Here is a 24,152-nt window from a genome sequence, read left to right as displayed (position 1 = left end):
CGCCGGCGGTGCGCTTGGGTGTGGCCATGCCGGCCGACCGGATCGACTCGTACTTCGTCTGCGCCACCCCGCGTACCGGCAGCTCGCTGCTGCTCGGGCTGCTGGAGTCCACCGGCGTCGCCGGTCGTCCCCAGGCGTACTTCCGGTCGCCGGACGAGCCGCTCTGGGCCGACCGGTGGCGGCTGCCCCGCACCGCCGACGGCGGCATCGACTACGCCGACTACCTGCGGGCCGCGCTCGCCGAGGGCCGGACCGGCAACGGGGTGTTCGGCGCGAAGCTCATGTGGGGAACGCTGGACGAGCTGGTCGCCCGCCTCGCGACCGTCCACCCCGACCTGGCCGGTGACGACACCGCCCTGCTGGGTCGGGCGTTCGGCCGTACCCGGTTCGTCTTCCTGCGCCGCGCGGACGTGCTGGCCCAGGCGGTCTCCTGGCTGCGGGCCGAGCAGACCGGCACCTGGTTCGTCGGCGGCAACGGCGAGATCAGCGGCAACGCCGGCACCGGCCGGGCACCCCGCTTCGACGCCGCCGGGATCCGGCACCACGTCGAGGTCATCGAGGAGCACAACGCGGCCTGGGAGGCGTGGTTCGCGACGCGGGGGATCCGGCCGTACCGGGTGCGCTACGAGGATCTCGACCAGGACATGGCGGCCACGACGCGCGGCGTGCTGGAGTTCCTCGGGCTCGACGCGCCGGCCGGGGACATCGTGGCTCGGCATCGGCGTCAGGCCGACCAGCTCAACCAGGAGTGGATCCAGCGGTACCGGGCAGCGGCGGCCAGCGGCTGAGCCGCCCGTCCCGCCCGCCGCCGGCCGTCACCGGGCGCGGACCGACGCGCCGGGGCGTACGGAACGTGGTCCGGGCGATCGGGCAGGCGCCTACGGTGCGTCGACGACGTCCCGCCCGAGCGGCCAGAACGCCGCCGGGACGAGCTTGAAGTTGGCCACGCCGAACGGAATGCCGATGATCGTGACGCAGAGCGCGACGCCGGCGACGAGGTGGGACAGGGCCAGCCACCAGCCCGCCAGCACCACCCAGAGCACGTTGGCCAGCCCGGACGCCACCCCCGCACCCGGCTTGGGCACCAGCGTGCGGCCGAACGGCCACAGCGAGTATCCGGCCAGGCGCAGGGAGGCCACCCCGAACGGGATGGTGACGACGAGGACGAAGCAGATCAGCGCGGCGATGCCGTAACCGATGGCGAGGACGAGGCCGCCGCCGAAGATGAGCCACAGCACGTTCAACCCGAAGCGAATCATGCCTTCCAGCATGGACACCGCTCGCCACCGGACGTCCCGACGCCTCCGGCGTCAGTACGGCATCAGCAGCTGCCCCGCCTCGAGCCGTTCCATCAGGGCCACCTCCAGCGCCAGGTAGTCGACGCCCTGGTTGACCAGGTTGCCGTGCTCCAGGTGCAGCGCCTCCCAGAACATGTAGCGCAGTTGTTCGTTCAGGGCCTGGTAGCCGACCGGGTCGATCATCCAGCTCAGCAGTTCGAGCCCGGGGTCGCCCGAGGTGGCGTGCCGGACCAGGTCCTTGCGCATCTGGCGGAGCAGCTTGTGGTACTGGTCCTGGGTGAGCGTGCCGCTGGGGTAGGTCTTGACCTCGGCGATCAGTTGGAGGAAGTACTGTCGTCGGAAGCCCTCGCCGGTCCAGATGTACTCCGCGCCGTAGGCGACGATGTCGAGCACCCGGTCGCCGGCGTCGACCTCGAACCGCAGCCAGGCGTCGGGGCGTTCCGCGAGGATCCGCCGGGCGGCGAGCAGCACGCCGGCCGCCCCGGTGAACTTCCCGCCGCCGAAGAGGTAGTCGCCCAGCACGGTGCGGATGCCGTCGTGCTGCCGGCACAGCCGCCCGGCGATCGGCCCGAGCAGGGCGAGCAGTTCCTTGGCGCTGCCCTCCATGCCCTGGATGAACAGCAGGTCGACCCAGCCGACCTCGGCGTACTGCGGCCCGGGGTGGGCCGGGCTGGCGTTGGAGTACGGCCGGTACTGGTCGAAGGCGAGCAGCCCGGCGAACTCCTCCTCGGTCAGGTCGTCGAGGAAGTCGAGGATGGTGCCGATGGCCTTGGTGGCCTCGGCCGGATCCTCGGTGAGGCTCTCCACGTAGTCGCGGATCTCGGCGAGCAGCGCGTCCGACCGCTCGCGTTGCAGCAGCCGCAGGAACTTCTCCTCGGCCTCGGTGCCCAGCGTGGCCAGCGCCGGTTTGAAGAAGTCCAGCAGCTCGAACGCCTGTGCCTCCACCTTGTCCAGCAGCGGCTGCACGTCCGGCAGGGTGGCCCAGAAGGTCTTCAGCTTCGCCCAGATGTCGGCCATCCGGGCCGCCTGGGCCGCGTTGCGGGCACCGGCCACCACCGCCCCCTCGCCGATCATGAACAGGATCGCGTCGAGGAAGACCGGGCCCATGATCCGGCCGAGCAGGAAGAGGAACTCCACCCCGACCGGGGCGGCGTGCAGCTTGAGGAACGGCTCCGCGGCGGCCGCGGCGAGCATGCCGCCGGTCTCCCGGGCCACCTGCTCCGCGCCGGCCTGCCACAGCGACCAGCCGGCGTAGCAGAGCACCGCGACCAGGATCGGCCCGGACGACAGCAGCAGGATCAGCGCGACGATGCCGATCAGGTCCTCGACCAGCCGCTCGCCGATGCCGACCACCATGCCCGCCTGCACCACGGTGCTGGCGATCAGCATGTGCTCCTGCATGCTGGTGCAGAACTTGGCGTAGATGTCCTCGTAGAACTGCAGTTCGCAGAGGCCGCTGCCGGTCAGCCCGTCGCGCAGGCCGCCGCCGAAGGCGGCCATCCCGCGCATCACCGCCTGCAACTCGTCCGGGTAGTCGGTGACCGGCGGCAGCGCGGCCCCGAACGTCGCCAGCAGCGACGACGCCACCTGGGTCACCACCGGGGCCAGCGTGAGCAGGGGAGCCAGCCCCGCCTCCACCGCCCCGGCGTCGCTCCACGACCGGCCCCGCATCGCCGCCTCGCTGGCCTCGGTGCCGAGCCGCAGCGTCTGGTCCCAGACCTCCTGCAGCACCGCCTGCAACGCACCCGGGTCGGGGGACAGTTGGGCGTCGAGCGCGTCCAGCAGCGGTCGCAGGTCGGCGTCGCCGTCCAGATGGCCGCGCAGGGTGGTCTCGATCAGCGCGGCCAGGTCGGGCAGCCGGTTCCGGGCGGCCGGATCGGCCGCGCCGGGCGGCAGCGCGCCCGGTGTGCGTACCGCCGGGGTGCTGACCACGTCGACCACGGTGACCTGGTCGGCGGTCGGGTCCACGGCGGCCGGCGACCCGGCCGGCTGCTGTACCGCGACCGCCGCGACCACCTGCTGGTCGGCGGCGCGCGGGCCGGCGAGCATCAGCCGGCCGGCGCCGGCCCGGCGGGGTCGCCGGGAGCGGCGCCGCCCGGTGCGAAGACCGTGACGTACGCGTCCGCCATGGTGGCGTCACCGGAGCTGACGATCTGCTGGGCCAACTCCTCGCGCCGGTTGGCCAGGTCCGCCGCCGCGTTCGCGGCCCGCCGTTCCTGCAAAGCCTCGTCCTGCAGCGCGACGTTGTACCGGTCCAGCGCCGGCGCGAGCCCCTGCAACGCCTCGACCACGATGCCCTCGGTGCGCATCACGTTCTTCTGCACCGACATGATCACGCCGGGCACCCGGAAGGCGGCACCGGTGACCGGATCCACGTAGTCGGTGTACTTGTCCCGGTTGACCTGCCAGACCCGGGTCACCGAGCCGTCCCGCTCCGGATAGGAGCGTTGCCGGACGAAGTCGGTCACCGGCTCGCCGCGCCAGTCCACCATGGTCTTCAGCGCGTGCAGGATCTCGGCCTTGACCTCGCGCTTCTTCTCGTCGTCGGGCACCATCACCTCGTCCAGCAGCGCCTGCAGCTCGGGCAGGGTCCGCTCCCGCTTGGACTCCGCGTAGTTGTTGAAGAACGCCACCCGGACGTCGACCAGGTGCAGGACGGTGATGAACTCCTGGTTCATCTGCCGGAAGACGAAGTTCAACGGCGCGGACAGGTTGATGTTGGCGATCTCCCGGGTGATCGACGTCTCCTCGCCCGCCGTGGTGGTCACCTCGGAGCTGGTGTTGACCTGCACCTCCCGCTTCGACGACGCGCTGGCCGAGTGCTTCTCGGTGGCCGAGGAGATGTTCTTGGCGAACTCCTCCCGGCTGGAGTTGGTGGAACCGGCCACCCCGCCGGAGACGTCGACCGACCCGAAGCCCCAGGACGCCGAGGCGGAGACCTCGGCGTTGTACTCGAAGCTCTTGGCGTACGTGCTCTGGTCCGACTGTTCGGACTGCACGGCGGACTCGAAGGCGGTCGCGCTCTCCTGCGAGAATGAGTCGAGGATGCTGGACGCCTGAGCCTGGGTCGAGGTCGACTGGGTGTACGTCTTGACGCTGATGGTGGTCTTCTCGCCCGGCAGCAGGGTCATGGTCTGCACCACCCGGCCCGCCCCGAACGAGCCCAGGTAGGTGGAGAGCCGGTACTCCTCGACCAGCATCAGCCGCGGCTCGGCCGCCTCCGGTACCGGCACGTACGCCGGCACCTCGCTGCCCCACAGGTCGGTGATGACGACCGGCTCGTAGCCGACCTGGAGCTGCCCGGCGATGCTGATCGCCTGCTCGTCCTCCTTCGGCTTTCCGCCACCGCCACCGGGCTTGTCGTCCTCCACCCCGGGCGTGTCGGTGACCTCGCCGGTGTCCGGGTTCCACTGCTTGGCGGCGGTGCCGCCCTTGGTCGGCGGTCGCTTGCCACCCGTGCCGCTGAACGCGGTCAACGCGGTGCTCCGGGCCGGTTGCAGCAGCGGGAACCAGGCCGGGTCGGCGAAGGACCCGGACAGCGAGCGCCGCACGATCGGCAGGATCTCGGCCATCGGCTTGCCGGTCAGGGCGGCCCGGGCCGGCGCCTTGGCCACCTCCTCGGTGAAGTAGCTGGCGTCGAACGGCAGGTCGATGCAGTTGCGCCCCGGGTAGGCGGTCGGGTCGGGGACGTTGTAGCTGAGGATGGTGGCCTGGCCGGCGCTCTCCAGCGCCACCAGTGGGGTAGGGCCGGATTCGTCCATGCCGGCCACGCTAGGCACGGCGGTGGCCCCGCTCAATCACATCGGTGACAGTCAGTGCCCGGGCGGCGTGGGCTGTCGGGATCCCGGCCCGCTGCCCGCCGGTGTCACCGACCGGGCCGCGCGGGCCAGCGCCGGTCGCGCCCGGCCGCCCCGGCACGCGGTGAGGTGGATCGGGAGGTGGTCACACCGGCACCGCGGAAGCGTCTCCCCGCGACGGCGGTGCGTGCGGTCGCGGTGACGCCGCCGAGACGGTGGGCGCCGCACGCTGGTAGGTGCGCCCGTCCACACTCGACCAGCGGGTGGCGCCGGTGTCGCCCCGGCGTGGGTCGCACCTGCCCGAGGAGGCCGGCATGAGAAGACGCACCGTTGTCGCCACCATCGCCCTGGCCGGCTGCCTCGTCGTCGTCGGGGCGCCCGCGCCGGTGACCGCGCAGCCGCGCGGCCCGGCGTCCGGCTGGTGGGGATTCGACTTCACCCGGCCGTCGGTGGTCGCCACCGGCCTCGAAGCGCCGTGGGGACTGGCCTTCCTGCCCGACGGCAGCGCCCTGGTCGGCGAGCGGAACAGCGGGCGGGTCCTCCGGGTGGGCCGGGGCCTGGCGCCGCGGCAGGTGGCGCACATCGCCGGTGTCTCGGCGGTCGGCGAGTCCGGGCTGCTCGGGCTGGCCGTCTCGCCGCGATACCGCGCCGACGGCTACGTGTACGCCTACTTCACCTCTGCCGTGGACAACCGGATCGTCCGCTTCCGGCTGGCCGCGCCGCACGTCCAGCAGCCGATCCTCACCGGGCTCGCTCGGGCCAGCTCCCACGACGGCGGGCGGATCGCCTTCGGCCCGGATGGGATGCTCTACGCCGGCGTCGGAGACGCCGCCCGGCCCGCCACCGCGCAGGACCCGGGCAGCCGCAACGGGAAGATCCTGCGGCTGCGGCCCGACGGCGGCGTGCCGTGGGACAACCCGGTTCGCGGTTCACTGGTCTACAGCCTCGGTCACCGCAACGTGCAGGGCCTGGCCTGGGACTGGCGGGGCCGGCTCTACGCGACCGAGTTCGGCGCGAGCGGCTGGGACGAGGTGAACCGCGTCGTGCCGGGCGGCAACTACGGCTGGCCGGTCACCGAGGGGGTGGCCGGCGACCCGCGCTTCCGCGACCCGATCGTGACGTGGCGCCCCGCCGAGGCGTCGCCCAGCGGCGCGGCGATCGCCGGCGGGCGGCTCTACGTGGCGGCGCTGCGCGGCACCCGGCTGTGGGTCGTACCGCTCGGCCCCGCGGGCGGCGCCGGCACCCCCACCGCGGAGCTCGTCGGCAGCTACGGCCGGCTGCGTACGGTGGCCGTCGCGCCGGACGGCTCGCTCTGGGTCAGCACCAGCAACCGGGACGGCCGGGGCGCCCCGGCACCGGGCGACGACCGGATCCTGCGCTTCCCACCGTGCTGGTGGTGCTGACTCAGCCTGTCGCCGGGGCGAGGTCCTTGGCGAACCAGTGGTGCGCGTAGGGCTCGGTGTTGTACGGCTCGACCTCCCGGTAGCCGGCCGAGCGGTACATCGCGATCGCCTCGGTGAGGTTGCGGTTGGTGTCCAGCCGGACGGCGGTCCAACCGCGCTCGGCGGCGTACCGTTCCAGCTCGCCCAGCAGTCGCCGGCCGAGGCCGAGCCCGCGCACGGTGTCCGACACCCAGACGCGCTTGATCTCGGCGGGTGCGTCGGGGTGGAGCTTCACCGCGCCGCAGCCGACCGGCTCGGCGTTGAGCGTGGCGAGCAGGAACACGCCGGCGGGCGGGGTCAGTTCCTCGTCGTGCACCGGGTTGCTCAGCGCTGGGTCGAACCCGTCGTCGAACCGGCGGGCGACGTCCCGGGCGTACGCGCGGACGCAGGCGCGGGCCCGCGGGTCGCCGGGTGGGCACGGCTCGATCACCACCATCGACGCGACGAGCAGCCGCTCGACCTCGGCCATCGCGGCGACCAGCCGGTCCCGGCGCGAGCCGGTCAGCGGCGCGAGGATCGACCAGGCGAGCTCGTCGGAGCGCTGGTCGAGTTCGGCCCATTCGGTTCGGCCGGCCGCGGTCAGCGCGACCGTCCGGACCCGCTGGTCGCCGGCCTGGTCGGCGGGCCCGACGGTGACCAGCCCGTCGCTCTCCAGGGTGCGCAGCAGCCGGCTGAGGTACCCGGAGTCCAGCCCGAGCCGCACCCGCAGCGCGGCGACCTCGGCGCCGCCGGGGCCGATCTCCCAGAGCAGCCGGGCCTGCGCGAGCGGCCGGCCGCGGGCCATGTACTCGTCGTCGAGCGCGCCCACCCGCTGGGTGACCGTCCGGTTGAACCGCCGCACCGCGGCGACCAGCTGCTGGTCCATATACCTGACTTTAGTCAGGCATTCCTGGTCGGCGCCAGCGGGTGGGCGGATCGGCGGCGGTCGCTCAGCACAGGAAATCGGCGAGCGTCGCGACGAACACCCCCGGGTCGTCGAGCCACGGGAAGTGCCCGCCGCCCGGCTGCACGGTCACCTCGCCGCGCGGGAACAGGCCGGCGTACGCGGCGGCGCACGCCGGCGGGAGCGAGACGTCGTACCCGCCCGCGACGACCAGGACGGGTGCCGGGAGACCGGCGAGGGCCGACCGGACGGTCGCCGGGTCGACCGCGTCCGCCGAGTAGTAGACGGCTGCCGCGTCGGCGTTGCGCAGGCTCGCCTCCCGGGCGCGGTGGGCCTGGCTGACCTCGTCCCACCGGCCCCAGGTGAACGGCGCGATGGCCGCCCAGGCGGCCTCGGTGGCCCGACCCGACCAGATCCGCTCGAACGCGGCGAACGCCTCGGGGAACCAGGGCTCGTCCCGGCGCAGTTCGGCGACCAGCCGCCGGTCCTCATCGGTGACCGCCAGGTCGACCACCCGCGGACTGGGGGTGACCAGGGCGAGCCGGCCGACCCGCTCGGGATGCCGGGCCGCGTAGCCCAGGGCGAGCGCCGCGCCGGCCGAGTGCGCCACCAGGTCGAGCCGGTCCAGCCCCAGGTGGCGGCGCAGCGCCTCGACGTCGGCCACCTGCCGGTCGAACCGGTAGCTGGCCGGGTCCGCCGGGACGGCGGACGCGCCTGTGCCGCGCAGGTCCAGCAGCATCAACTCGCGGTGCGCGGACAGCCCACCCAGGTCACCGAGGTAGGCGGCGGCCTGCATCGGGCCGCCGGGCAGGCAGACCAGCGGAGCACCCGCGCCCAGCCGGTGGTACGCCAACCGGGTCCCGTCAGCACTGTCGAAGGTCGCCACGCGGAGATCCTACTGATCGGGCGGCTCAGCGGACCGCCCCCGCGCGCGACCCCTCGCGGTCGGGCGAACGGGCAGCTAGAGTCGACGCCAGCATCCCGTGGATCGATCCGACTGCATCTTCCCTCGACGGTGAGGAGCGCGTCATGGGTATGCCCGACGGCGTCGAACTGGCCGGCCCCCGGCACGACCGGTTCCCGGAGATCCTCACCCCGGAGGCGCTCGCCTTCCTGGCCGAGCTGCACCGCGCCTTCGACGCCCGGCGGCGGGAGCTGCTCGCCCGGCGCGCCGACCGCGAGGCGGCGCTGGCCGCCGGTGAGCTGCTGGACTTCCTGCCCGAGACCCGGCACGTGCGCGACGGCGAGTGGCGGGTGGCCCCGCCCGCGCCAGGCCTGGTCGACCGCCGGGTGGAGATCACCGGGCCGACCGACGCGAAGATGACCATCAACGCGCTCAACTCGGGCGCCAAGGTCTGGCTCGCCGACCACGAGGACGCCAACACCCCACTGTGGGAGAACGTGATCGGCGGCCAGCTCAACCTGCGCGACGCGATCGACCGCACGCTCTCCTGCACCGCCCCGGACGGCCGCCGGTACGCGCTGCACGACGGCGACCTGGCCACCATCGTCTTCCGCCCCCGCGGCTGGCACCTGACCGAGAAGCACATCCTGGTCGACGGCGAACGCACCTCGGGCAGCCTGGTCGACTTCGGCCTGTACCTCTTCCACTGCGCCGCCCGGCTGCTCGACCGCGGCTCCGGGCCGTACTTCTACCTGCCCAAGTTGGAGAGTCACCTGGAGGCGCGGCTCTGGAACGACGTGTTCCTGTTCGCCCAGGAGCGGCTGGGCATCCCGCGCGGCACCATCCGCGCCACCGTGCTCATCGAGACCTACCCGGCGGCGTTCGAGATGGAGGAGATCCTCTACGAGCTGCGCGAGCACTCCGCCGGCCTGAACGCGGGCCGGTGGGACTTCATGTTCAGCGTGATCAAGAAGTTCCGCACCCGGGGCCGCGACTTCCTGCTGCCCGACCGGAACGCGGTCACCATGACCGCGCCGTTCATGCGCGCGTACACCGAACTGCTGGTGCGGACCTGCCACCGGCGCGGCGCGCACGCGATCGGCGGGATGGCCGCCTTCATCCCCAGCCGCCGCGACCCGCAGGTGAACGAGACCGCCCTGGCGAAGGTCCGCGACGACAAGACCCGCGAGGCGGGTGACGGCTTCGACGGCTCGTGGGTGGCCCACCCCGACCTGGTGCCGGTCTGCCGCGAGGTGTTCGACGCCGTGCTCGGCGACCGGCCCCACCAGCTCGACCGGACCCGCGACGAGGTACGGGTCACCGCCGCCCAGCTGCTGGACGTGAAGAGCACCCCGGGCCGCCGGACCGAGGCCGGACTGCGCAACGACATCAGCGTGGGCGTCCAGTACCTGGCGAGCTGGCTGCGCGGCACCGGGGCGGTGGCCATCTTCAACCTGATGGAGGACGCCGCGACGGCGGAGATCTCCCGCTCCCAGGTGTGGCAGTGGCTGCACAACGGCGTGACCCTCGACGACAGCGGCGAGAAGGTCGACCCCGACCTCGTCGAGCGGCTCGCCGACGAGGAGTTGGCGAAGCTGCCGGGCGACCCGGCCGACTACGCCGAGGCGCGGTCGCTGTTCATGGCGGTCGCCGTCGCCGACGACTTCGTGGACTTCCTGACCCTGCCCGCGTACGAGCGGATGCCCTGACACCGGAAACCGCGACGGGAGGCCGGCGATGACCACGACGGACATCGGCACCCTGGCCGCGACGTTGCGGGCGGTCCTCGGCCCCGAGCACGTGATCACCGACCGGCAGGAGCTGCGCACCTATGAGTGCGACGGGCTCGCCCAGTACAAGGTGATCCCCGCCCTGGTCGCCCTGCCGGGCACCGCCGCCGAGTGCGCGGCGACGGTGCGGGCCTGCGTGGACGCCGGGGTGCCGTTCGTCGCCCGGGGTTCCGGCACCGGCCTGTCCGGCGGGGCGCTGCCGCACGCCGACGGGGTGCTCGTGGTCACCTCGCGGCTGCGCGCCATCCGGGAGGTCGCCCCGGCCGACGAGCGGGCCGTGGTCGAACCCGGCGTGATCAACCTTCAGGTCACCCGGGCGGCCACCCCGTACGGCTACTACTACGCCCCCGACCCGTCGAGCCAGCAGATCTGCTCCATCGGCGGCAACGTGGCGGAGAACTCCGGCGGCGCGCACTGCCTGAAGTACGGCTTCACCACCAACCACGTCACCGGACTGGAGGTGGTCACCCCGGACGGTGACCTGGTGCGCCTCGGCGGCCGCGCCCCGGATTCGCCCGGCTACGACCTGCTCGGCGCGTTCGTCGGCTCCGAGGGGACGCTCGGCATCGCCACCGAGGTCACCGTGCGGTTGGTCCGGCTGCCCGAGTCGGTCCGTACGCTGCTGGCCGCCTTTCCCTCCACCGACGAGGCGGGGGCGGCGACCTCGGCCGTCATCGCGGCCGGGGTGGTGCCGGCGGCGATCGAGATGATGGACGCGCTGGCCATCTCGGCCGCCGAGGCGGCCGTGCGGTGCGGCTATCCGGCCGGCGCGGGGGCGGTGCTGATCGTCGAGCTGGACGGCCCGGCGGCCGAGGTGGACGCCCAGTTCGCCGAGGTGGAGCGGCTCTGCCGGGACAACGGCGCCGGCGAGATCCGGGTCGCGGCGGACGACACCGAGCGGGCGCTGATCTGGAAGGGGCGCAAGTCGGCGTTCGCCGCGGTCGGCCGGATCAGCCCCGACTACATCGTCCAGGACGGCGTCATCCCGCGCACCGCGCTGCCCGAGGTGCTGCGCCGCATCGCGGAGATCGCCGCCCGGCGCGGCGTCCGGGTGGCCAACGTCTTCCACGCCGGCGACGGCAACCTGCACCCGCTGGTCCTCTTCGACGACAGCGTCGACGGGCAGGCCGAACAGGCCGAGGAGGTGTCCGGGGCGATCCTCGACCTGTGCGTCGAACACGGCGGTTCGATCACCGGCGAGCACGGCGTCGGCATGGACAAGGTGACCTTCATGCCGCGCATGTTCACCGACGACGACCTGGACACCATGCAGCTGCTGCGGTGCGCCTTCGACCCGCGCGGGCTGGCCAACCCGGGCAAGGTCTTCCCGACGCCCCGACTCTGCGGCGAGGTGCCCGGCCGGCGTCGGGGCGTCCACCCGGCGCAGGAGGCCGGCCTGGCGGAGCTGTTCTGATGGCCGACGTCGTGCTGGCCGCCCTCCGCGCCGCGGCCGGCGAGCGCGACGCCGTCCGTCCGGCCGGCGCCGGCGACACGGTGGCCGGTGTGCCGGCCCGCTACCGCGCCGCGCCCGGCTCCACCGAGGCCGCCGCCGCCGTCCTGCGGGTGGCGGCCGCGCACGACCTCGCGATCGTCGCCGCTGGCGGCTGGACCAAGCAGGACTGGGCGAACCCGCCGCGCCGGCTCGACCTGGTGGTCGACACCCGCCGGCTCACCGGGGTGGTCGAGCACGCCGCCGGCGACCTGATCGTCGTGGTACGGGCCGGCACCCGACTGGTCGACCTGCGCGCCGAGCTGGCCCCGGCCGGGCAACAACTGGCCCTGGACGCGCCGCCGCTGGCCGGCGGGGCGGGCGCGACGGTCGGCGGCGCGGTGGCGGTGAACACCAGCGGGCCGCGCCGGATGCGCTACGGCACCGTCCGGGATCTGCTGATCGGTATCACCGTGGTGCGGCCGGACGGGGTGGTGGCCCACGCCGGTGGCAAGGTGGTGAAGAACGTCGCCGGCTACGACCTCGGCAAGCTCTTCACCGGCTCGTACGGCACGCTCGGCCTGATCACCGAGTGCGCCTTCCGGCTGCACCCGCTGCCGGCCGCGAGCGGGTACGTGCGTCGGCCGGTCGACGGTGCCGGCGAGGTCGCCCGCCTGCTCGCCGCCGTGCTCGGCGCGCAGCTCGTGCCCAGCGCGCTGGAGGTGCACGCCCCGCCCGACGGTGGCGTCGAGCTCGCGGTGCTGATCGAGGGCACGCCGTCCGGCGTCCGTGAGCGGGTCGCCGCGACCCGGCGCCTGCTCGGTGCCGCCGCGACCACCTCGGACACCCCGCCGCCGTGGTGGTCGGCCCACCCGTGGCGGATGGGCGACGTCGGGCTGAAGCTGACCGCCGCGCTCTCCGGCGTCCCGGGACTGCTCGCGGCCGCCCGGGAGGCCGGGCGGCGGCACGGCGTACCGGTGCCGGTCAGCGGTTCGGCGGGCACCGGCGTCCTCTACGCCGGCCTGCCCGGCGCCGCGACGCCCGACGTGGTGGCCGGGATCGTCGCGGACCTGCGCGCCGCGACGGCGGCCGCCGGCGGGCACGCCGTCGTGCTGACGGCGCCGGCCCCGGTGCGGGACCGGGTCGACCTGTGGGGGCCGGTCGGTGGACTCGAACTGATGCACCGGGTCAAGGCGCAGTTCGACCCGGACGCCCGGTTCGCGCCCGGCCGCTTCGTCGGAGGGATCTGAGATGTCGAGCGAACTTCCGGCCCAGCGCGGCGTCGACCGGCCGCAGGGCAGCCGGCCCGACAGCGCGCCACCGGACGTGTTGGGGCCGGTCGCCGGCCCACCGGGCGAACCGGCCTTCGACGAGGACCACCCGCCCCGACGGGACCTGATCGACGACTGCGTGCACTGCGGCTTCTGCCTGCCCACCTGCCCCACGTACGTGTTGTGGGGCGAGGAGATGGACTCACCGCGCGGGCGCATCTACCTGATGGAGGAGGGGCTCGACGGCGAACCACTGAGCCCGTCCATGGTGCGGCACTTCGACCGCTGCCTGGGCTGCATGACCTGCGTGACCGCGTGCCCGTCCGGGGTCCGTTACGACCGGCTGATCGAGGACACCCGGCAGCAGGTGGAACGCCGGCATCCCCGGCCGCGCCGCGAGCGGCTGCTGCGGACCGCCATCTTCCAGGTGTTCCCGTACCCGCGCCGGCTGCGGCTGTTGCGCGGGCCGCTGCGGGCGTACCAGGCCAGCGGCCTGCGGCAGCTGGTGCGTCGCAGCGGCCTGGCGGCGCGGCTGGCGCCGACGCTGGCCACCCTCGAATCGCTGGCCCCCACGCTCGGTCGCCCGGCCCGGCTGCCGGCGCGGCTGCCGGCGTACGGCCAGCGGCGGGCGCGGGTCGGCATGCTCACCGGCTGCGTGCAGCGCGCGTTCTTCCCCGACGTCAACGCGGCCACCGCCCGGGTCCTCGCCGCGGAGGGTTGCGAGGTGGTCATCGTCCCGGACCGGCAGGGCTGCTGCGGCGCGTTGAGCGTCCACAACGGACGGGCGGAGGAGGCGCGGCGGTTCGCCCGGGCGCTGATCGACGTCTTCGACGCCGCCGGCCTCGACCGGTTCGTGGTCAACGCGGCCGGGTGCGGGTCGTCGCTGAAGGAGTACGGCGAGCTGCTCCGCGACGACCCGGCGTACGCCGAGCGGGCGGCGGCCTTCGCCGCCACGGTGCGCGACCTGGCCGAGCTGCTCGCCGAGCTGGGCCCGGTGGCCCGGCGGCACCCGCTGCCGGTGACCGTCGCCTACCACGACGCCTGTCACCTGGCGCACGCCCAGGGGGTGCGGGCACAGCCCCGCGAGCTGCTACGCGCCATCCCCGGGCTCGAACTGCGGGAGATCGCCGACCCGGAGATCTGCTGTGGATCGGCCGGCGTGTGGAACGTGCTCAACCCGGAGCCGGCGGCGCGGCTCGGGGAGCGCAAGGCCCGCGACGTCCTGGCGACCGGAGCCGAGCTGCTCGTCACCGCCAACCCGGGCTGCCTGATGCAGGTGGCCGCCGCGGTCGGGCGGCTCGGCGGCCGGGTCGCGCTCGCCCACACCGCCCAGGTGCTCGACGCGTCGATCCGCGCCCGGCCGGTCACCGACCTGGTTCCGTGACACCCCTCCCGCCTGGCGCGGGAGGGGTGCCGTCGGTGGATTCGACCGATCAGAAGGTGACCAGCGGGTCGCCCACGAAGTCGGCGATGAAGTTGACGAAGAAGAAGCCGAAGAAAATGACATTGATGATGAGCAGTGCGTAGTGCCACGCCCGGGGGCGCGCCGCGCGGGGCAGCTTGCTGTTCAGGTAGATCAACATGAACGGGAAGATCAACGCACCCAGATTGGACATGTTCGCCGACCACTGCACCAGGCTGACCGGTAGCGCGAGGTGCAGGACGACGGCGATGATCACCAGCAGCAGGAGCATGAACGGGTAGTAGAACCGGCGGGGGTCGCCCTCCAGCAGGCGGCGCAGCCGGGGACTGGTGGCGTGCGCGGCGTCGGTGGTGACCCGGACCATCGCCTCGAAGATGCCGAGCTGGGTGCTGAACAGGATCAGTACGCCGATCAGCAGCATGCCGTAGAACATCACCTGGCCGTACTCGGGTTCGAGCGCGGTGGCCACGAAGGTGGGCACGGTGGCCGTGGTCGGCGTCTCGCCGGACAGCTCCACCGCCTGCGCCATGAGGATGGTGGGCAGCAGCATGCCCAGCATGGCGCCGACGAAGAAGATGCCCCACATGTCGGTGAGCAGCAGCCGGTACCAGCGCTTCCAGCGGGCGGCGTTGGCGGCGTCGTCCGGGAAGGTGACGCCGCTGGCGAGCAGTTCGCGCCGGTCGCCGCGCAGGCCGGAGATGTAGCCGGTGCGGTAGCCCATGCCGTAGCCCTTGTCCCGGTAGTGGCCCATCACGTACCAGTTCAGGCCGGAGGCGAGGGCGGTGAAGCCGGCCAGCCCGCCCAGCTGGGTCGCGGTGATGCCGGCCGGTGGCGCGGCCGGGGTGAAGAACCCGCGGATGCCCTCCCACCACAGGCTGCCCGGCACCACCAGCAGGGTGATGAACAGCAGAGCGATCAGGATCGTGCCGACCATCAGCCAGTTGGCCAGCTCCAGCGTGCGGCTGATCCGTCGGGCCGCCGCCGTGATGAGGAAGACGAGCACCAGCAGGCCGATCGCCCAGAGCCGCGGCTCCTCGGCTCCGGACGGCGGCACCTCGCCGTGGACCAGCGCGTACAGGCCCTGCCCGGCGGACGCGGCCCAGCCGCCGGCGATGAACGCGAAGATGACCAGGAACACCGACAGCGGCACCCACAACAGGTAGCCGGGCGGCACCCGCCCCCAACCGACGACGGGCGCCTCGCCGGTGGCCATCACGTACCGGGACGACTCGACGTTGTAGAACGTCTGCAGCACGGCCGACACGAGGATCACCCAGCCGACCCCGACGAAGCCGAACTGGCCCACCGCCTGCGGGCCGAGCAGCCATTCCCCGCTGCCGATGGAGATGCCGAGGGCGATCAGGCTGGGGCCGAGCGCGTACTTGAACAGTTGCGGAAGCCCGAGCGTGCGAACGCCGAACACCTCTTCCGGCTCGGGCAGGTCCGCCACGGCCAGCGGAGGACGGCTCTTTCCCAGGTGATAGGTGCGGACGTCCGGGGCCTCAGTTACTTCGGTCATGAAGAACCTCCTTATGGGACGGGCCCCCCTGATCAATCGTCATACTTCGTTAACCCGGAAGCAATAACTGATCTGTGAGAGACGATTTGCTGATCATTGTCGGCGCGTGCCGAAAATGATCGTCGGACCGCGCCGACGACCCCGTCGCCGCGGTGCCGTGGCCGTACGTCCCGGCTTCCGGCGCAATCGGGACCGGTCAGTAGATAGGGATTTCCCCGATTCGTCGACGGCGGTCCGAAAGTTAGCGTCGGGGCGTGCCGAGCCGTCCGACGGTGGCGGTGGCGACCGGTGGGCGGCCGGGCCGATCCGGCCCCGGCGGTGCGAGCCCGGAGCCGGTCTCTTCGACGTGAACGAGAGCGAGGGGTGGTCATGCGACGGTGGATCGCGCCGGTGGCCTTGGTGGTCGTGCTGGCTCTGACCGGATGCGGCGGCTCGGAGGAGCCGCAGGGGTCGCCCGGGGCGGCGGAGGAGGTCGACGGCGGCGACGGCGTCATCGAGGGGGACGGGGCGGCGGTCGAGCGTCCGTCCTGCCCGTTCACCCCGGAGCGTGCCTCGGAACTCGTCGGGCGGACGATGAACGCCGACGGCAACTGCCTGTTCCGCGACGGCAACGGCGTCGCCATCCTGACCATCACCCTCGCGTCCGAGGTGGCCGGTCAGGCCACCTACGACTACAGCAGGGAGCAGGCCGGGAAGCGGTTCGAGCGGGTGTCCGAGGTGGACAAGGGTGACCAGGGGTACCTCGCCACCGGCGGGACCGAGGCCGAGGCCGTGGTGATCAGTAAGGCGGGCGCGTACACGGTGCAGATCAGCAGCTTCCACGACGACGCCGCCGCCAACGAGGCGCTGCTGCGCAAGCTGGTCGACGCGATCCCCGCCTGATCCCGACAGCCGGCGGCCGGGGCGGCCGACGCCGCCCCGGCCGCGCTGTCATGGTCAGTCCGCGGCGGTGTCCCAGCCGTAGTCGGGCAGGTCGAAGAAGTCGTCCCCGTCGACCCGGTCCACCGTGCCGTCGGCCAGTCCGGCGAGCAACGACTCCACCCCGGTCCGGACGCTCTCCACCAGCATGCCGTGCTGCTTCTGGCCCAGGTCGTCCTGCTGGCCGCGCACCTCGAACAGCACCGTCCCGGTGCCGTTCAGGGCGAACGCGGACCGGCCTTGACCAGCGTACTCGCGGGCGTCCGGGTGGAAGTACCGGCCCACCGCGGCCAGCTTGGACTGGTTGCCGTACTTCGCCATCAGGCCGTTGGCCACGGTGAGGGCGTACCGGCGGGACTTGTCCTGGTCGAGCGCCGGCCAGGCGGGCCGGTACGCGGCGCCGTCCTGCACGCCCAGCGGCGGGTAGTCCAGCGACACGGAGATCAGCCGGCCGTCCTGCTCGCCGCCGGTGAGCCGGTCGCACGGGCCCATGTGGTGCAGGTCGACGTACGCGTCGACGGCGCCCTTCTCGGCGCGCAGCCCGACGTAGACGTCCCGAATCGCGCGCGACTCGGGGGAGAGGAAGAACCCGGCGTCGGTGTCCCGCCCGGGCAGGTCGGCGGCCTGCGGAACGTAGTCGAGGTCGGGGTTGAAGTCCCGGTTGAGGTCGTAGCCGGGCAGGTCGATGCCGTCCCCGCTGAGCCGGTGGTACCAGGCGCGGGGTGCGCCGGCCAACTGCGGGAACTGCGCCACGGTCTCGTCCCAGGACCGCACGTTCATCCGCCGGTTGAGTTCCCCGCCGTCGGGGTTGACCATCGGCATCGCCACGAAGGTGATCTCGTTCAGGATCCTCCGGGTCTGCGCGTCGCCGCTGCTGCCGAGGTGCTTGAGGATCCCGAGCAGGGCCTCGGTGCCGGTGCGCTCGTTGCCGTGGATGGCGCTGGTGACCAGCAGCACCTTGTCGCCGGTGCCGACCCGGGCCGCCCACAGCTCCCGGCTCTGCGGGGAGTGCCCGACCACCTCGACGTCCACCCGTCCGCCGCTGGTCTGTTCGATCTGCGCCAACCGCTGGCCCACCTGCTCGTGGTTGCTCCAGCCGGACCAGGACGGGTCGTCGGCGGTCCGGCAGCTGCCCTCACCCGGCCCCTCGGGCGCGGCGGCCGAAACGGGCGGGGCGGCGAGGATCGAGCCGGCCAGCGCCGTCAGCGCGACGGCGGCTAGCGCCTTCCGGGGCCGGAGAATCGTCGGCGTCGAATGAAACTGCACGCGTGCTCCTTTCCTGGACCCACGCCGGCGCCGGGCGCGGACCGGATCGGGGAGCGCCCGGGAGTAATCACCGGTGGGTTGGGTCGATCCTTTCCGGCGGGTGGCCGGGATGCAACGGAATCCTTCGATTTTTCTGAGGTCTGTGCACAATTCCTACGATTGCCGGAATGGCGGGGCGGTCGCGCGCCGGCGAAGCCGACAATCGTCCCACCCGCCGCGTCCGGGCACGAGAACGCCGACCGCGGCGGGAGCACTTTCGCCGTTCGCCGCCGCCCGCACCGCCGGCCGCGCCATGATGGCCGCGGAGCCACCCCGGCGGGCCCCCGCGTGCCGGTGACGGAGGAACGGGGGAGTGACGTGCAGGACGTGTCGGTCGAACCGGTGGCCGCCGAGGCCCGGTCGGCGGGCCTGGCCGACGTGGTGTGGGAGAACGCCGAGGCGGCGCCCGAGGCGGTGCAGTTCCTGCGCCCGGACCCGGTGCCCCGATCCTGGCCGGCGCCGCGTCCGCTGCGTAGCGGGCCACAGCCGGTCACCTGTCAGCAGTTCCGCGACGACGTGCTCGCTCTCGCCCGCGGGTTCGTCGCCGCCGGCGTCGGCCACGGCGACCGGGTGGCCCTGATGAGCCGCACCCGCTACGAGTGGACGCTCGTCGACTATGCCCTGTGGTCGATCGGCGCGGTCACCGTGCCGATCTACGACACCTCCAGCGCCGACCAGTTGCGGTGGATCCTCACCGATTCCGGCGCCGTCGGCTGCGTGCTGGAGACCGGTGAGCACGCCGGGATGCTCGCCGGCTTCCGGGACGACCTGCCGGCGCTGCGCCGGGTGTGGCGGATCGACGGCGGCGACCTGATCGCCCTGGCCGGGGAGGGCCGCGCCGTCGACGACGCGCGGGTGGAGGCCCGGCGGCACGCGGTGACCGGCGGGGACGTCGCGACCATCGTGTACACCAGCGGCACCACCGGACGGCCGAAGGGCTGCGTACTGACCCACCGCAACATCCACTGCGACGTCATCGGCGCGACAGAGGTGCTGCGGGACCTGCTGCATCCGGGCGCCTCGACGGTGTTGTTCCTGCCGCTGGCGCACGCGTTCGCCCGGCTGATCCAGGTCGGCATGGTGCACAGCCGGGCGACCATGGTGCACAGCGCCGACATGAGCGGAGTCCTCGACCAGCTGCGGAAGTACCGGCCGACGTTCATCCTGGCGGTGCCGCGGATGTTCGAGAAGATGTACAACCGGGCGCGGCAGAAGGCCGACGAGGCGAACCGGACGCGACTGTTCGACCTTGCCGACCGGCTGGCGGTGCGCTACAGCCGGGCGCTGGACACCCCGCGCGGCCCGGGGCCGCTGCTGCGCCTGGCGCACGTGGTCTTCGAGGTGCTGGCGTACCGGAAGCTGCGCGCGACCCTCGGCGGGCGATGCCGGCTGGCGATCGTCGGCGGGGCGCCGCTGGCGGACCGGCTCGGGCACTTCTTCCGGGGCGCCGGGATGGCCCTGCTGGAGGGGTACGGGTTGACCGAGACGTCACCGGCGTTGACGGTCAACCCGCCGTCGGCCATGCGCATCGGCACCGCCGGCCGCCCGATCCCCGGCGCGCGGGTCCGCGTCGCCCCGGACGGTGAGATCCTCGTGCACGGCCCGATGATCTTTCCCGGCTACTGGAACAACCCCGAGGCCACCCGGGAGGCGTTCACCAGCGACGGCTGGTTGCGCACCGGCGACCTCGGCAGCCTCGACCAGGACGGCTACCTGCGGATCACCGGCCGGAAGAAGGAGATCATGGTGACGGCGGCCGGGAAGAACCTGGCACCCGCGCCGATCGAGGACGCGATCCGCGAGCATCCGCTGGTCAGCCAGGTGATGCTGGTCGGCGACGGCCGCCCGTACGTGGCCGCGCTGGTCACCGTCGACGAGCACGCCTGGACGCGGTGGCACGCCGCACGCGGCCTGCCCGACGTGCCCGTGGCCGAGCTGCGCGACAACCCGGAGCTGCGCGGCGAGATCCAGTCCGCCGTCGACCGGGCGAACGCGACAGTGTCCCGGGCGGAGCAGGTCAAGACGTTCCGGATCCTGCACCGCGACCTCACCGAGGCCGAGGGCGAACTCACCCCCACCTTGAAGATCAAACGGGAGGCGGTGGCGACGCGCTACGCCGACGACGTCGAGGCGCTGTACCGGGGCCACTGACCCACCGCCCGGCGCTGCGACGTCAGCCGGGAGCACGCCGCGACCGGTCCGGTGCCGGGCCGGCCCGGTGTCGGCGAGATCGGCGAGCCACAGGTCGACCTCGGCGAGGTGGCGGACCGGAAGCGGACCGCCGCCCCCGTCGAGCACCGGACGGGATCCCAGGTCGGAGCCCGGTCAGGCGGGCTGGTCCAGGATGGCACTGAACCGCTCCTCGGCCAGGTCGAGCTGGTCGAGGATGTGCTGCTTGACCGGGGCGGACAGCGGGGTATCCGGGCGGGTGACGAGGTCGCGGAAGACCGGCACCAGCGGCCGGTACTTCGCCGCCGCCGACGCCACCTTCGGGCCGACGGTGTGGATCACGCCCACCCCGTTGTCGGTGAAGTCGGAGACCTTGATGACCCGGGCCCACGGCTCGCGTTCCAGGCTCGCCGCCACGTGCTCGCGGTACTGCTCGTGCCGGTCGCGCCCCGGGTCGTACGCCGGGTTGGTGACCGCCGCGACCAGGCGGGCCACCCGGGGGCCGAACCGGTCGGCGAGGGTGGCCAGCGCCGCCGTCGTCGGGTCGTCGACCTCCGCGTCGCCGGCCAGCTCGTCCGGGTGGTCCTCGACCGCGTCGTGCAGCAGACCGGCGACGATCACGTCCACGTCGCGCACCTGGTAATGGTGCATCATCCGGATCGCCACCCGCAGCAGGTGGTTGAGGTACGGCTCGCGTACCCGCCGGTCGTGACGGTGCAGGTCGGCGGCGAGGTCGAGGGCGGCGGTGAGCCGCTGCCGGGCGGGTTCGTCGAACGCCCGGATCTCCAGCCGGAACCGTTCCAACAGGCCGGGTTCGCCGTGGATCTCGGTGATCGCGTGCATCGGCATGGTGGCCAGGTACGCGGGGAAGTCCATGCGTCACTTATAGCGGATCTTCACCACGGGCCCGGTCCCGCCCGTCGGCCATCCGACGGGCGGGGCCGGCGACCGCCGACCCGGCCCGCGGTGCTGCGTCGACCGGTGACCCGGCAGGTCAGCCCAGCGGTTCGAGCGCGAATCTCCCCCAGGCGACGAAACCGAGCAGACCGATGAACATCAGGTCACCGAGCAGGTAGCCCCACTCGCTGCGGCGGAATCGGGTCGTCCCCGCACCTGCCATCACCAGCATCAGGCCGGAGGCGGCCAACGGCACGAGCACGACAGCCACGTCGAGGACAGCGGGCAGGATCAGGCCGAGGGAGCCAATGATCTTGATCGTGCCGATCGCCTTGATGTGCCCGCGGCCGAAGTCGTCCACCCAGTGCTGGCTGGCTCCGAACGAGCGGAACCGCTCCTTCGTCAGCACGACCTGACTGATCCCGCCGATGGCGAACCCGGTCGCGACAATGGCAGTCACTATCCATAGCGCGGTGTGCACGACAGCTCCTCACATCCGTTACCTCGCCTCCCCGAGGCGCGTCGTAGGTGTGACGGAGCCCAGCCACGAGAGGTAACAACGATGACGTCGGACACGCATCTGGCAGCCGTGTTCGAGGACGAGCGAGCACGCCTGGTGGCCCTGGCCCATCGGATGCTCGGCTCGCGAGCAGACGCCGAGGATGTCGTCCAGGAGGTGTGGCTGCGTCTGGTCCGCCACGATCCGGCGTCGATCGGCAATCTCCCTGGCTGGCTGACGACCGTGGCGGCGCGGGTCTGTCTCGACATGCTGCGCGCCCGCAAGCACCGCCCGCTGCCGGCGGATGAGCCCGACCTGCCCGAGTTCACGGTCAGCGAGGACGTTGAATCCCCCGATGACGCGGCGGCGGCCAACGAGGCGGTGGGCCTCGCTCTGCTCGTGGTGCTCGGGGCTCTGGGGCCCGACGAACGGCTGGCGTTCGTGCTCCACGACATCTTCGCGGTGCCGTTCAAGGACATCGCCGAGATCCTCGGCACCTCCGCGACCGCAGCCAAGATGATGGCGAGCCGCGCCCGCCGCAAGGTGCGCGGCGCCGACCGTCCCAACGAGGGCCGCCAACGCCAACGCCAGGTGGTCGACGCCTTCCTGGCCGCTGCCCGGAACGGGGACTTCGAGGCCCTACTGCGGGTACTCGACCCCCAGATCACGTGGCGGTCGTACACCCCGGGCGGAGTGGTGGTGAAGATCGGCGCCACCGAGGTGATCGCCGCCGCCGAACGTGGGGCCCACGCCTCGGTCGTGGCACGCCGGGTCCTGGTCAACGGGGAGCCGGGCATCATGACCTGGAGCCGCACCGGAGCGCCGCTCAGCGTGATGGCGTGCAGCGTGCGCGGTGGACGCATCGTCGAGGTCGTGGCGCTGGTCGACCCGCGCCGGCTGGCGTCCATGCCCACGCCGCCCTGGCGGCCTGCCGGGACCGACGACTAGACCACAGCGGCGCAGCGCCCGACGTCCGGGTCGTCGCGCCTGGTCACATCCGCTCGCCCGGCAACCGGCTGGCCTGCTCGATCCAGGAGCGCAGTTGGTTCTCGTCCAGTTCCTCATCCTGGCGGATGTCGAGATAGCGCACCTCGTCGTGCTTGGATGGCTTCGGCGGCACGGGATCGAGCGATGTCCCTTTCAGGAACTGCACCTGCACGTAGTTCGTGTAGCAGCGGAACGACAGGAACCAGCCCTCGCCCGTGAGCCCGTAGAACGGCTGGTTCCACTTCACGGCCTTGTGCACCCCGGGAACGGTGCGCACGATGAGCTCGTCCAGGCGCTCCCCGACGCCTCGTTTCCAGCCGGGCATGGCAGCGATGTAGTCCCGCACCGGCCCGTTTCCCTCACCCTTGGGGATCTGGGGATTGCCGCCCGAGAGCAACGTCGGTCCCGTGTCGTGCTTCTTGTCATCGGTCATGAGTGACACTTCCCTGTGCGGTCCGCGACATCCGGAAAGGGACGTCGACGTAGCGCGATGCAACCTGGCGACAGCGTGAAACCGCGGAAACCGTGGTCGGCGCCGGCGAGCCAAGGGTTGCCATCACCGCACGCTAACAACGGGTCAGGACCTCGGCAAAAGCGAGAGCACACCGATTGGCCCTGCCCTGCCTTCCGGGTTGCTCAAACCGTCCAGTCCGACGGTTCGGTGCGGTACGGCGGCACCGCCGGCGAATTCCTGGCCGCCGGGGTGCGGGTGGTCGCGGTCGGGTCCGCGCTGGCCGACCCCGACCAGCTGGACCGGCTGGCGGAACTGGCCCGCGCCGGCGAGGCCCCGGGAACGGCGGCCCGCTGAGGACCTCGACCACCCACCGACCTTTCCGGCCGGCGGGTCAGGAGCGGTCGGCGAGGGCGCCGGTGACCCGGACCGCCTTGACGATGGCCGGGATCGAACCGACCAGCAGCACCACGCCCCAGACCAGGGCGACCACCGAGAAGACCAGCGCGCCGATGTCGTCCAGGATGCTGACCAGGATCACCGGCACCAGCCGGTGCAGGAACTCCAGCACCACCGTGCAGAGCAGCGTGGTCAGCACCAGCGCGACCAGGCCCTTGTTCTGCGCGAAGCGCGGTTGCGCGGCCAGCAGCAGCCCGCCCCAGGCGAGCTTGAGCAGCAGCACCAGCCCGAGCAGCAGCGCCGCCTCACCGACCGGGAAGAACCCCCACAGCGCCAGGTACGCCAGGGTGCCGAACGGCGCGGCCAGGAAGAGCGACACCATCACGGACAGCTCGACGAACGCGACCAGCAGCGCGACCAGCGACACGAGGATCAGCACGATCGCGAAGACCAGGGTGGCCACGCCCTGCACCCGGCCCTGGACGCGCTCGGACAGCAGCAGGCTCAGGCAGAACAGCCCGGTGGTCCAGACCGCCACCGCGTCGACCAGCGCCAGGTAGCTGGTGCCGCGGCCGGACGGTTCGGTGACCCCGGAGACCTCGCCGAGTTCCACGTCCAGCGCCCCGGCGCTGTCCCGCAGCGCCGCACCGGCGTCCCCGCCGCCGGTGAGCAGCCCGGCGCCCAGCTCCACGGCGATGGCCAGCACCACCGCCAGCATCGCCAGCAGCAGGAACGGCTTGCGCAACTCGCCCATCGGGAGCCTCCTCCTCG

21 protein-coding genes are annotated in these 24,152 nt (G+C 72.7%); 10 read left to right on the top strand and 11 right to left on the bottom strand.

Going from position 1 to position 24,152, the window contains the following annotated elements; translation table 11 throughout:
• Positions 1–26: 26 nt before the first annotated feature.
• Positions 27–788 carry a Stf0 family sulfotransferase gene (locus GA0070609_RS13070; RefSeq protein ID WP_157748129.1) on the top strand — a complete coding sequence of 254 codons (762 nt, stop codon included), beginning with the start codon at positions 27–29 and terminating at the stop codon, positions 786–788.
• A 90-nt stretch (positions 789–878) separates the two neighbouring features.
• Here the strand turns inward: GA0070609_RS13070 and GA0070609_RS13065 are convergent, their stop codons facing one another.
• Genes GA0070609_RS13065 through GA0070609_RS13055 form a run of 3 tightly spaced genes read right to left on the bottom strand, consistent with a single transcriptional unit; the run spans position 879 to position 5,059 of the window.
• Positions 879–1,259 (bottom strand): YccF domain-containing protein, encoded by a 381-nt coding sequence (locus GA0070609_RS13065; protein WP_088997705.1) that lies wholly within the window; start codon positions 1,257–1,259, stop codon positions 879–881.
• A gap of 51 nt (positions 1,260–1,310) precedes the next feature.
• Positions 1,311–3,347, bottom strand: coding sequence for a hypothetical protein (locus GA0070609_RS13060; RefSeq protein WP_088994065.1), 2,037 nt, complete (start codon positions 3,345–3,347; stop codon positions 1,311–1,313).
• Positions 3,347–5,059: a hypothetical protein gene (locus GA0070609_RS13055; RefSeq protein WP_157748128.1), complete on the bottom strand. Its 1,713-nt coding sequence runs from the start codon at positions 5,057–5,059 to the stop codon at positions 3,347–3,349. The genes GA0070609_RS13060 and GA0070609_RS13055 overlap by 1 nt, the downstream gene beginning before the upstream one ends.
• A 350-nt stretch (positions 5,060–5,409) precedes the next feature.
• Between GA0070609_RS13055 and GA0070609_RS13050 the strand changes: the two genes are divergently transcribed.
• Positions 5,410–6,498, top strand: a complete 1,089-nt coding sequence (locus GA0070609_RS13050) for a PQQ-dependent sugar dehydrogenase (RefSeq protein WP_088997704.1) — start codon at positions 5,410–5,412, stop codon at positions 6,496–6,498.
• 1 nt (position 6,499) lies between these two features.
• On the opposite strand, the gene GA0070609_RS13045 is transcribed toward GA0070609_RS13050, so the two are convergent.
• Both GA0070609_RS13045 and GA0070609_RS13040 read right to left on the bottom strand, forming a co-directional pair.
• A complete protein-coding gene (locus GA0070609_RS13045; protein WP_088994063.1) occupies positions 6,500–7,402 on the bottom strand; it encodes a MarR family winged helix-turn-helix transcriptional regulator in 903 nt (300 codons plus the stop codon).
• 64 nt (positions 7,403–7,466) lie between these two features.
• Positions 7,467–8,306 (bottom strand): alpha/beta fold hydrolase, encoded by an 840-nt coding sequence (locus GA0070609_RS13040; protein ID WP_088994062.1) that lies wholly within the window; start codon positions 8,304–8,306, stop codon positions 7,467–7,469.
• Positions 8,307–8,449: 143 nt separating this feature from the next.
• Between GA0070609_RS13040 and aceB the strand changes: the two genes are divergently transcribed.
• Genes aceB through GA0070609_RS13020 form a run of 4 tightly spaced genes read left to right on the top strand, consistent with a single transcriptional unit; the run spans position 8,450 to position 14,198 of the window.
• On the top strand, positions 8,450–10,033 hold the full coding sequence (gene aceB, locus GA0070609_RS13035) for a malate synthase A (RefSeq protein WP_088994061.1): 1,584 nt from the start codon (positions 8,450–8,452) through the stop codon (positions 10,031–10,033).
• A gap of 28 nt (positions 10,034–10,061) precedes the next feature.
• Entirely contained in the window at positions 10,062–11,528 is a 1,467-nt protein-coding gene (locus tag GA0070609_RS13030; RefSeq protein ID WP_088994060.1) for an FAD-linked oxidase C-terminal domain-containing protein, read from the top strand.
• Positions 11,528–12,793: an FAD-binding oxidoreductase gene (locus tag GA0070609_RS13025; RefSeq protein WP_088994059.1), complete on the top strand. Its 1,266-nt coding sequence runs from the start codon at positions 11,528–11,530 to the stop codon at positions 12,791–12,793. The genes GA0070609_RS13030 and GA0070609_RS13025 overlap by 1 nt, the downstream gene beginning before the upstream one ends.
• A 1-nt stretch (position 12,794) precedes the next feature.
• Complete coding sequence (locus GA0070609_RS13020; RefSeq protein ID WP_088994058.1) at positions 12,795–14,198, top strand: (Fe-S)-binding protein; 1,404 nt, start codon at positions 12,795–12,797, stop codon at positions 14,196–14,198.
• A gap of 49 nt (positions 14,199–14,247) precedes the next feature.
• On the opposite strand, the gene GA0070609_RS13015 is transcribed toward GA0070609_RS13020, so the two are convergent.
• The gene (locus GA0070609_RS13015; protein WP_088994057.1) at positions 14,248–15,756 is read right to left on the bottom strand and encodes an Nramp family divalent metal transporter; all 1,509 of its coding nucleotides are present in this window, start codon (positions 15,754–15,756) and stop codon (positions 14,248–14,250) included.
• A gap of 369 nt (positions 15,757–16,125) precedes the next feature.
• On the opposite strand from GA0070609_RS13015, the gene GA0070609_RS13010 reads away from it, so the two are divergent.
• On the top strand, positions 16,126–16,638 hold the full coding sequence (locus GA0070609_RS13010; RefSeq protein ID WP_157748127.1) for a hypothetical protein: 513 nt from the start codon (positions 16,126–16,128) through the stop codon (positions 16,636–16,638).
• A 54-nt stretch (positions 16,639–16,692) separates the two neighbouring features.
• On the opposite strand, the gene GA0070609_RS13005 is transcribed toward GA0070609_RS13010, so the two are convergent.
• Positions 16,693–17,940 carry a M14 family zinc carboxypeptidase gene (locus tag GA0070609_RS13005; protein ID WP_197700264.1) on the bottom strand — a complete coding sequence of 416 codons (1,248 nt, stop codon included), beginning with the start codon at positions 17,938–17,940 and terminating at the stop codon, positions 16,693–16,695.
• 357 nt (positions 17,941–18,297) lie between these two features.
• On the opposite strand from GA0070609_RS13005, the gene GA0070609_RS13000 reads away from it, so the two are divergent.
• Positions 18,298–20,130 (top strand): AMP-dependent synthetase/ligase, encoded by a 1,833-nt coding sequence (locus GA0070609_RS13000; protein ID WP_231928678.1) that lies wholly within the window; start codon positions 18,298–18,300, stop codon positions 20,128–20,130.
• A 174-nt stretch (positions 20,131–20,304) separates the two neighbouring features.
• Here GA0070609_RS13000 and GA0070609_RS12995 read toward each other — a convergent pair whose 3' ends face one another.
• Positions 20,305–21,024 (bottom strand): HD domain-containing protein, encoded by a 720-nt coding sequence (locus tag GA0070609_RS12995; protein ID WP_088994054.1) that lies wholly within the window; start codon positions 21,022–21,024, stop codon positions 20,305–20,307.
• 118 nt (positions 21,025–21,142) lie between these two features.
• Positions 21,143–21,526 carry a DoxX family protein gene (locus GA0070609_RS12990; RefSeq protein WP_088994053.1) on the bottom strand — a complete coding sequence of 128 codons (384 nt, stop codon included), beginning with the start codon at positions 21,524–21,526 and terminating at the stop codon, positions 21,143–21,145.
• Positions 21,527–21,607: 81 nt separating this feature from the next.
• Between GA0070609_RS12990 and GA0070609_RS12985 the strand changes: the two genes are divergently transcribed.
• Complete coding sequence (locus GA0070609_RS12985; protein WP_088994052.1) at positions 21,608–22,492, top strand: sigma-70 family RNA polymerase sigma factor; 885 nt, start codon at positions 21,608–21,610, stop codon at positions 22,490–22,492.
• Between the two features lie 43 nt (positions 22,493–22,535).
• Here the strand turns inward: GA0070609_RS12985 and GA0070609_RS12980 are convergent, their stop codons facing one another.
• Positions 22,536–22,964, bottom strand: coding sequence for a DUF1801 domain-containing protein (locus GA0070609_RS12980; RefSeq protein ID WP_088994051.1), 429 nt, complete (start codon positions 22,962–22,964; stop codon positions 22,536–22,538).
• A 228-nt stretch (positions 22,965–23,192) separates the two neighbouring features.
• Here GA0070609_RS12980 and GA0070609_RS12975 point away from each other — a divergent pair, with 228 nt between their 5' ends.
• Positions 23,193–23,339, top strand: a complete 147-nt coding sequence (locus GA0070609_RS12975) for a hypothetical protein (protein ID WP_231928676.1) — start codon at positions 23,193–23,195, stop codon at positions 23,337–23,339.
• 37 nt (positions 23,340–23,376) lie between these two features.
• Here the strand turns inward: GA0070609_RS12975 and GA0070609_RS12970 are convergent, their stop codons facing one another.
• Complete coding sequence (locus tag GA0070609_RS12970; protein ID WP_088997702.1) at positions 23,377–24,135, bottom strand: hypothetical protein; 759 nt, start codon at positions 24,133–24,135, stop codon at positions 23,377–23,379.
• Between the last annotated feature and the right edge of the window lie 17 nt (positions 24,136–24,152).

The organism is Micromonospora echinaurantiaca (assembly GCF_900090235.1).
Lineage (GTDB): Bacteria > Actinomycetota > Actinomycetes > Mycobacteriales > Micromonosporaceae > Micromonospora > Micromonospora echinaurantiaca.
The sequence above is the reverse complement of the archived record's forward strand: the minus strand, read 5'-3'. Positions and strand labels throughout refer to the sequence as shown.

Coding starts and splice junctions, on each gene's coding strand:
- GA0070609_RS13050 (WP_088997704.1), top strand. CDS start 5,410: ATGAGAAGACGCACCGTTGTCGCCACCATCGCCCTGGCCGGCTGCCTC.
- aceB (WP_088994061.1), top strand. CDS start 8,450: ATGGGTATGCCCGACGGCGTCGAACTGGCCGGCCCCCGGCACGACCGG.
- GA0070609_RS13070 (WP_157748129.1), top strand. CDS start 27: ATGCCGGCCGACCGGATCGACTCGTACTTCGTCTGCGCCACCCCGCGT.
- GA0070609_RS13055 (WP_157748128.1), bottom strand. CDS start 5,059: ATGGACGAATCCGGCCCTACCCCACTGGTGGCGCTGGAGAGCGCCGGC.
- GA0070609_RS12980 (WP_088994051.1), bottom strand. CDS start 22,964: ATGACCGATGACAAGAAGCACGACACGGGACCGACGTTGCTCTCGGGC.
- GA0070609_RS13065 (WP_088997705.1), bottom strand. CDS start 1,259: ATGATTCGCTTCGGGTTGAACGTGCTGTGGCTCATCTTCGGCGGCGGC.
- GA0070609_RS12985 (WP_088994052.1), top strand. CDS start 21,608: ATGACGTCGGACACGCATCTGGCAGCCGTGTTCGAGGACGAGCGAGCA.
- GA0070609_RS12995 (WP_088994054.1), bottom strand. CDS start 21,024: ATGGACTTCCCCGCGTACCTGGCCACCATGCCGATGCACGCGATCACC.
- GA0070609_RS13020 (WP_088994058.1), top strand. CDS start 12,795: ATGTCGAGCGAACTTCCGGCCCAGCGCGGCGTCGACCGGCCGCAGGGC.
- GA0070609_RS13045 (WP_088994063.1), bottom strand. CDS start 7,402: ATGGACCAGCAGCTGGTCGCCGCGGTGCGGCGGTTCAACCGGACGGTC.
- GA0070609_RS13015 (WP_088994057.1), bottom strand. CDS start 15,756: ATGACCGAAGTAACTGAGGCCCCGGACGTCCGCACCTATCACCTGGGA.
- GA0070609_RS13025 (WP_088994059.1), top strand. CDS start 11,528: ATGGCCGACGTCGTGCTGGCCGCCCTCCGCGCCGCGGCCGGCGAGCGC.
- GA0070609_RS13030 (WP_088994060.1), top strand. CDS start 10,062: ATGACCACGACGGACATCGGCACCCTGGCCGCGACGTTGCGGGCGGTC.
- GA0070609_RS12970 (WP_088997702.1), bottom strand. CDS start 24,135: ATGGGCGAGTTGCGCAAGCCGTTCCTGCTGCTGGCGATGCTGGCGGTG.
- GA0070609_RS13010 (WP_157748127.1), top strand. CDS start 16,126: ATGCGACGGTGGATCGCGCCGGTGGCCTTGGTGGTCGTGCTGGCTCTG.
- GA0070609_RS13060 (WP_088994065.1), bottom strand. CDS start 3,347: ATGCTCGCCGGCCCGCGCGCCGCCGACCAGCAGGTGGTCGCGGCGGTC.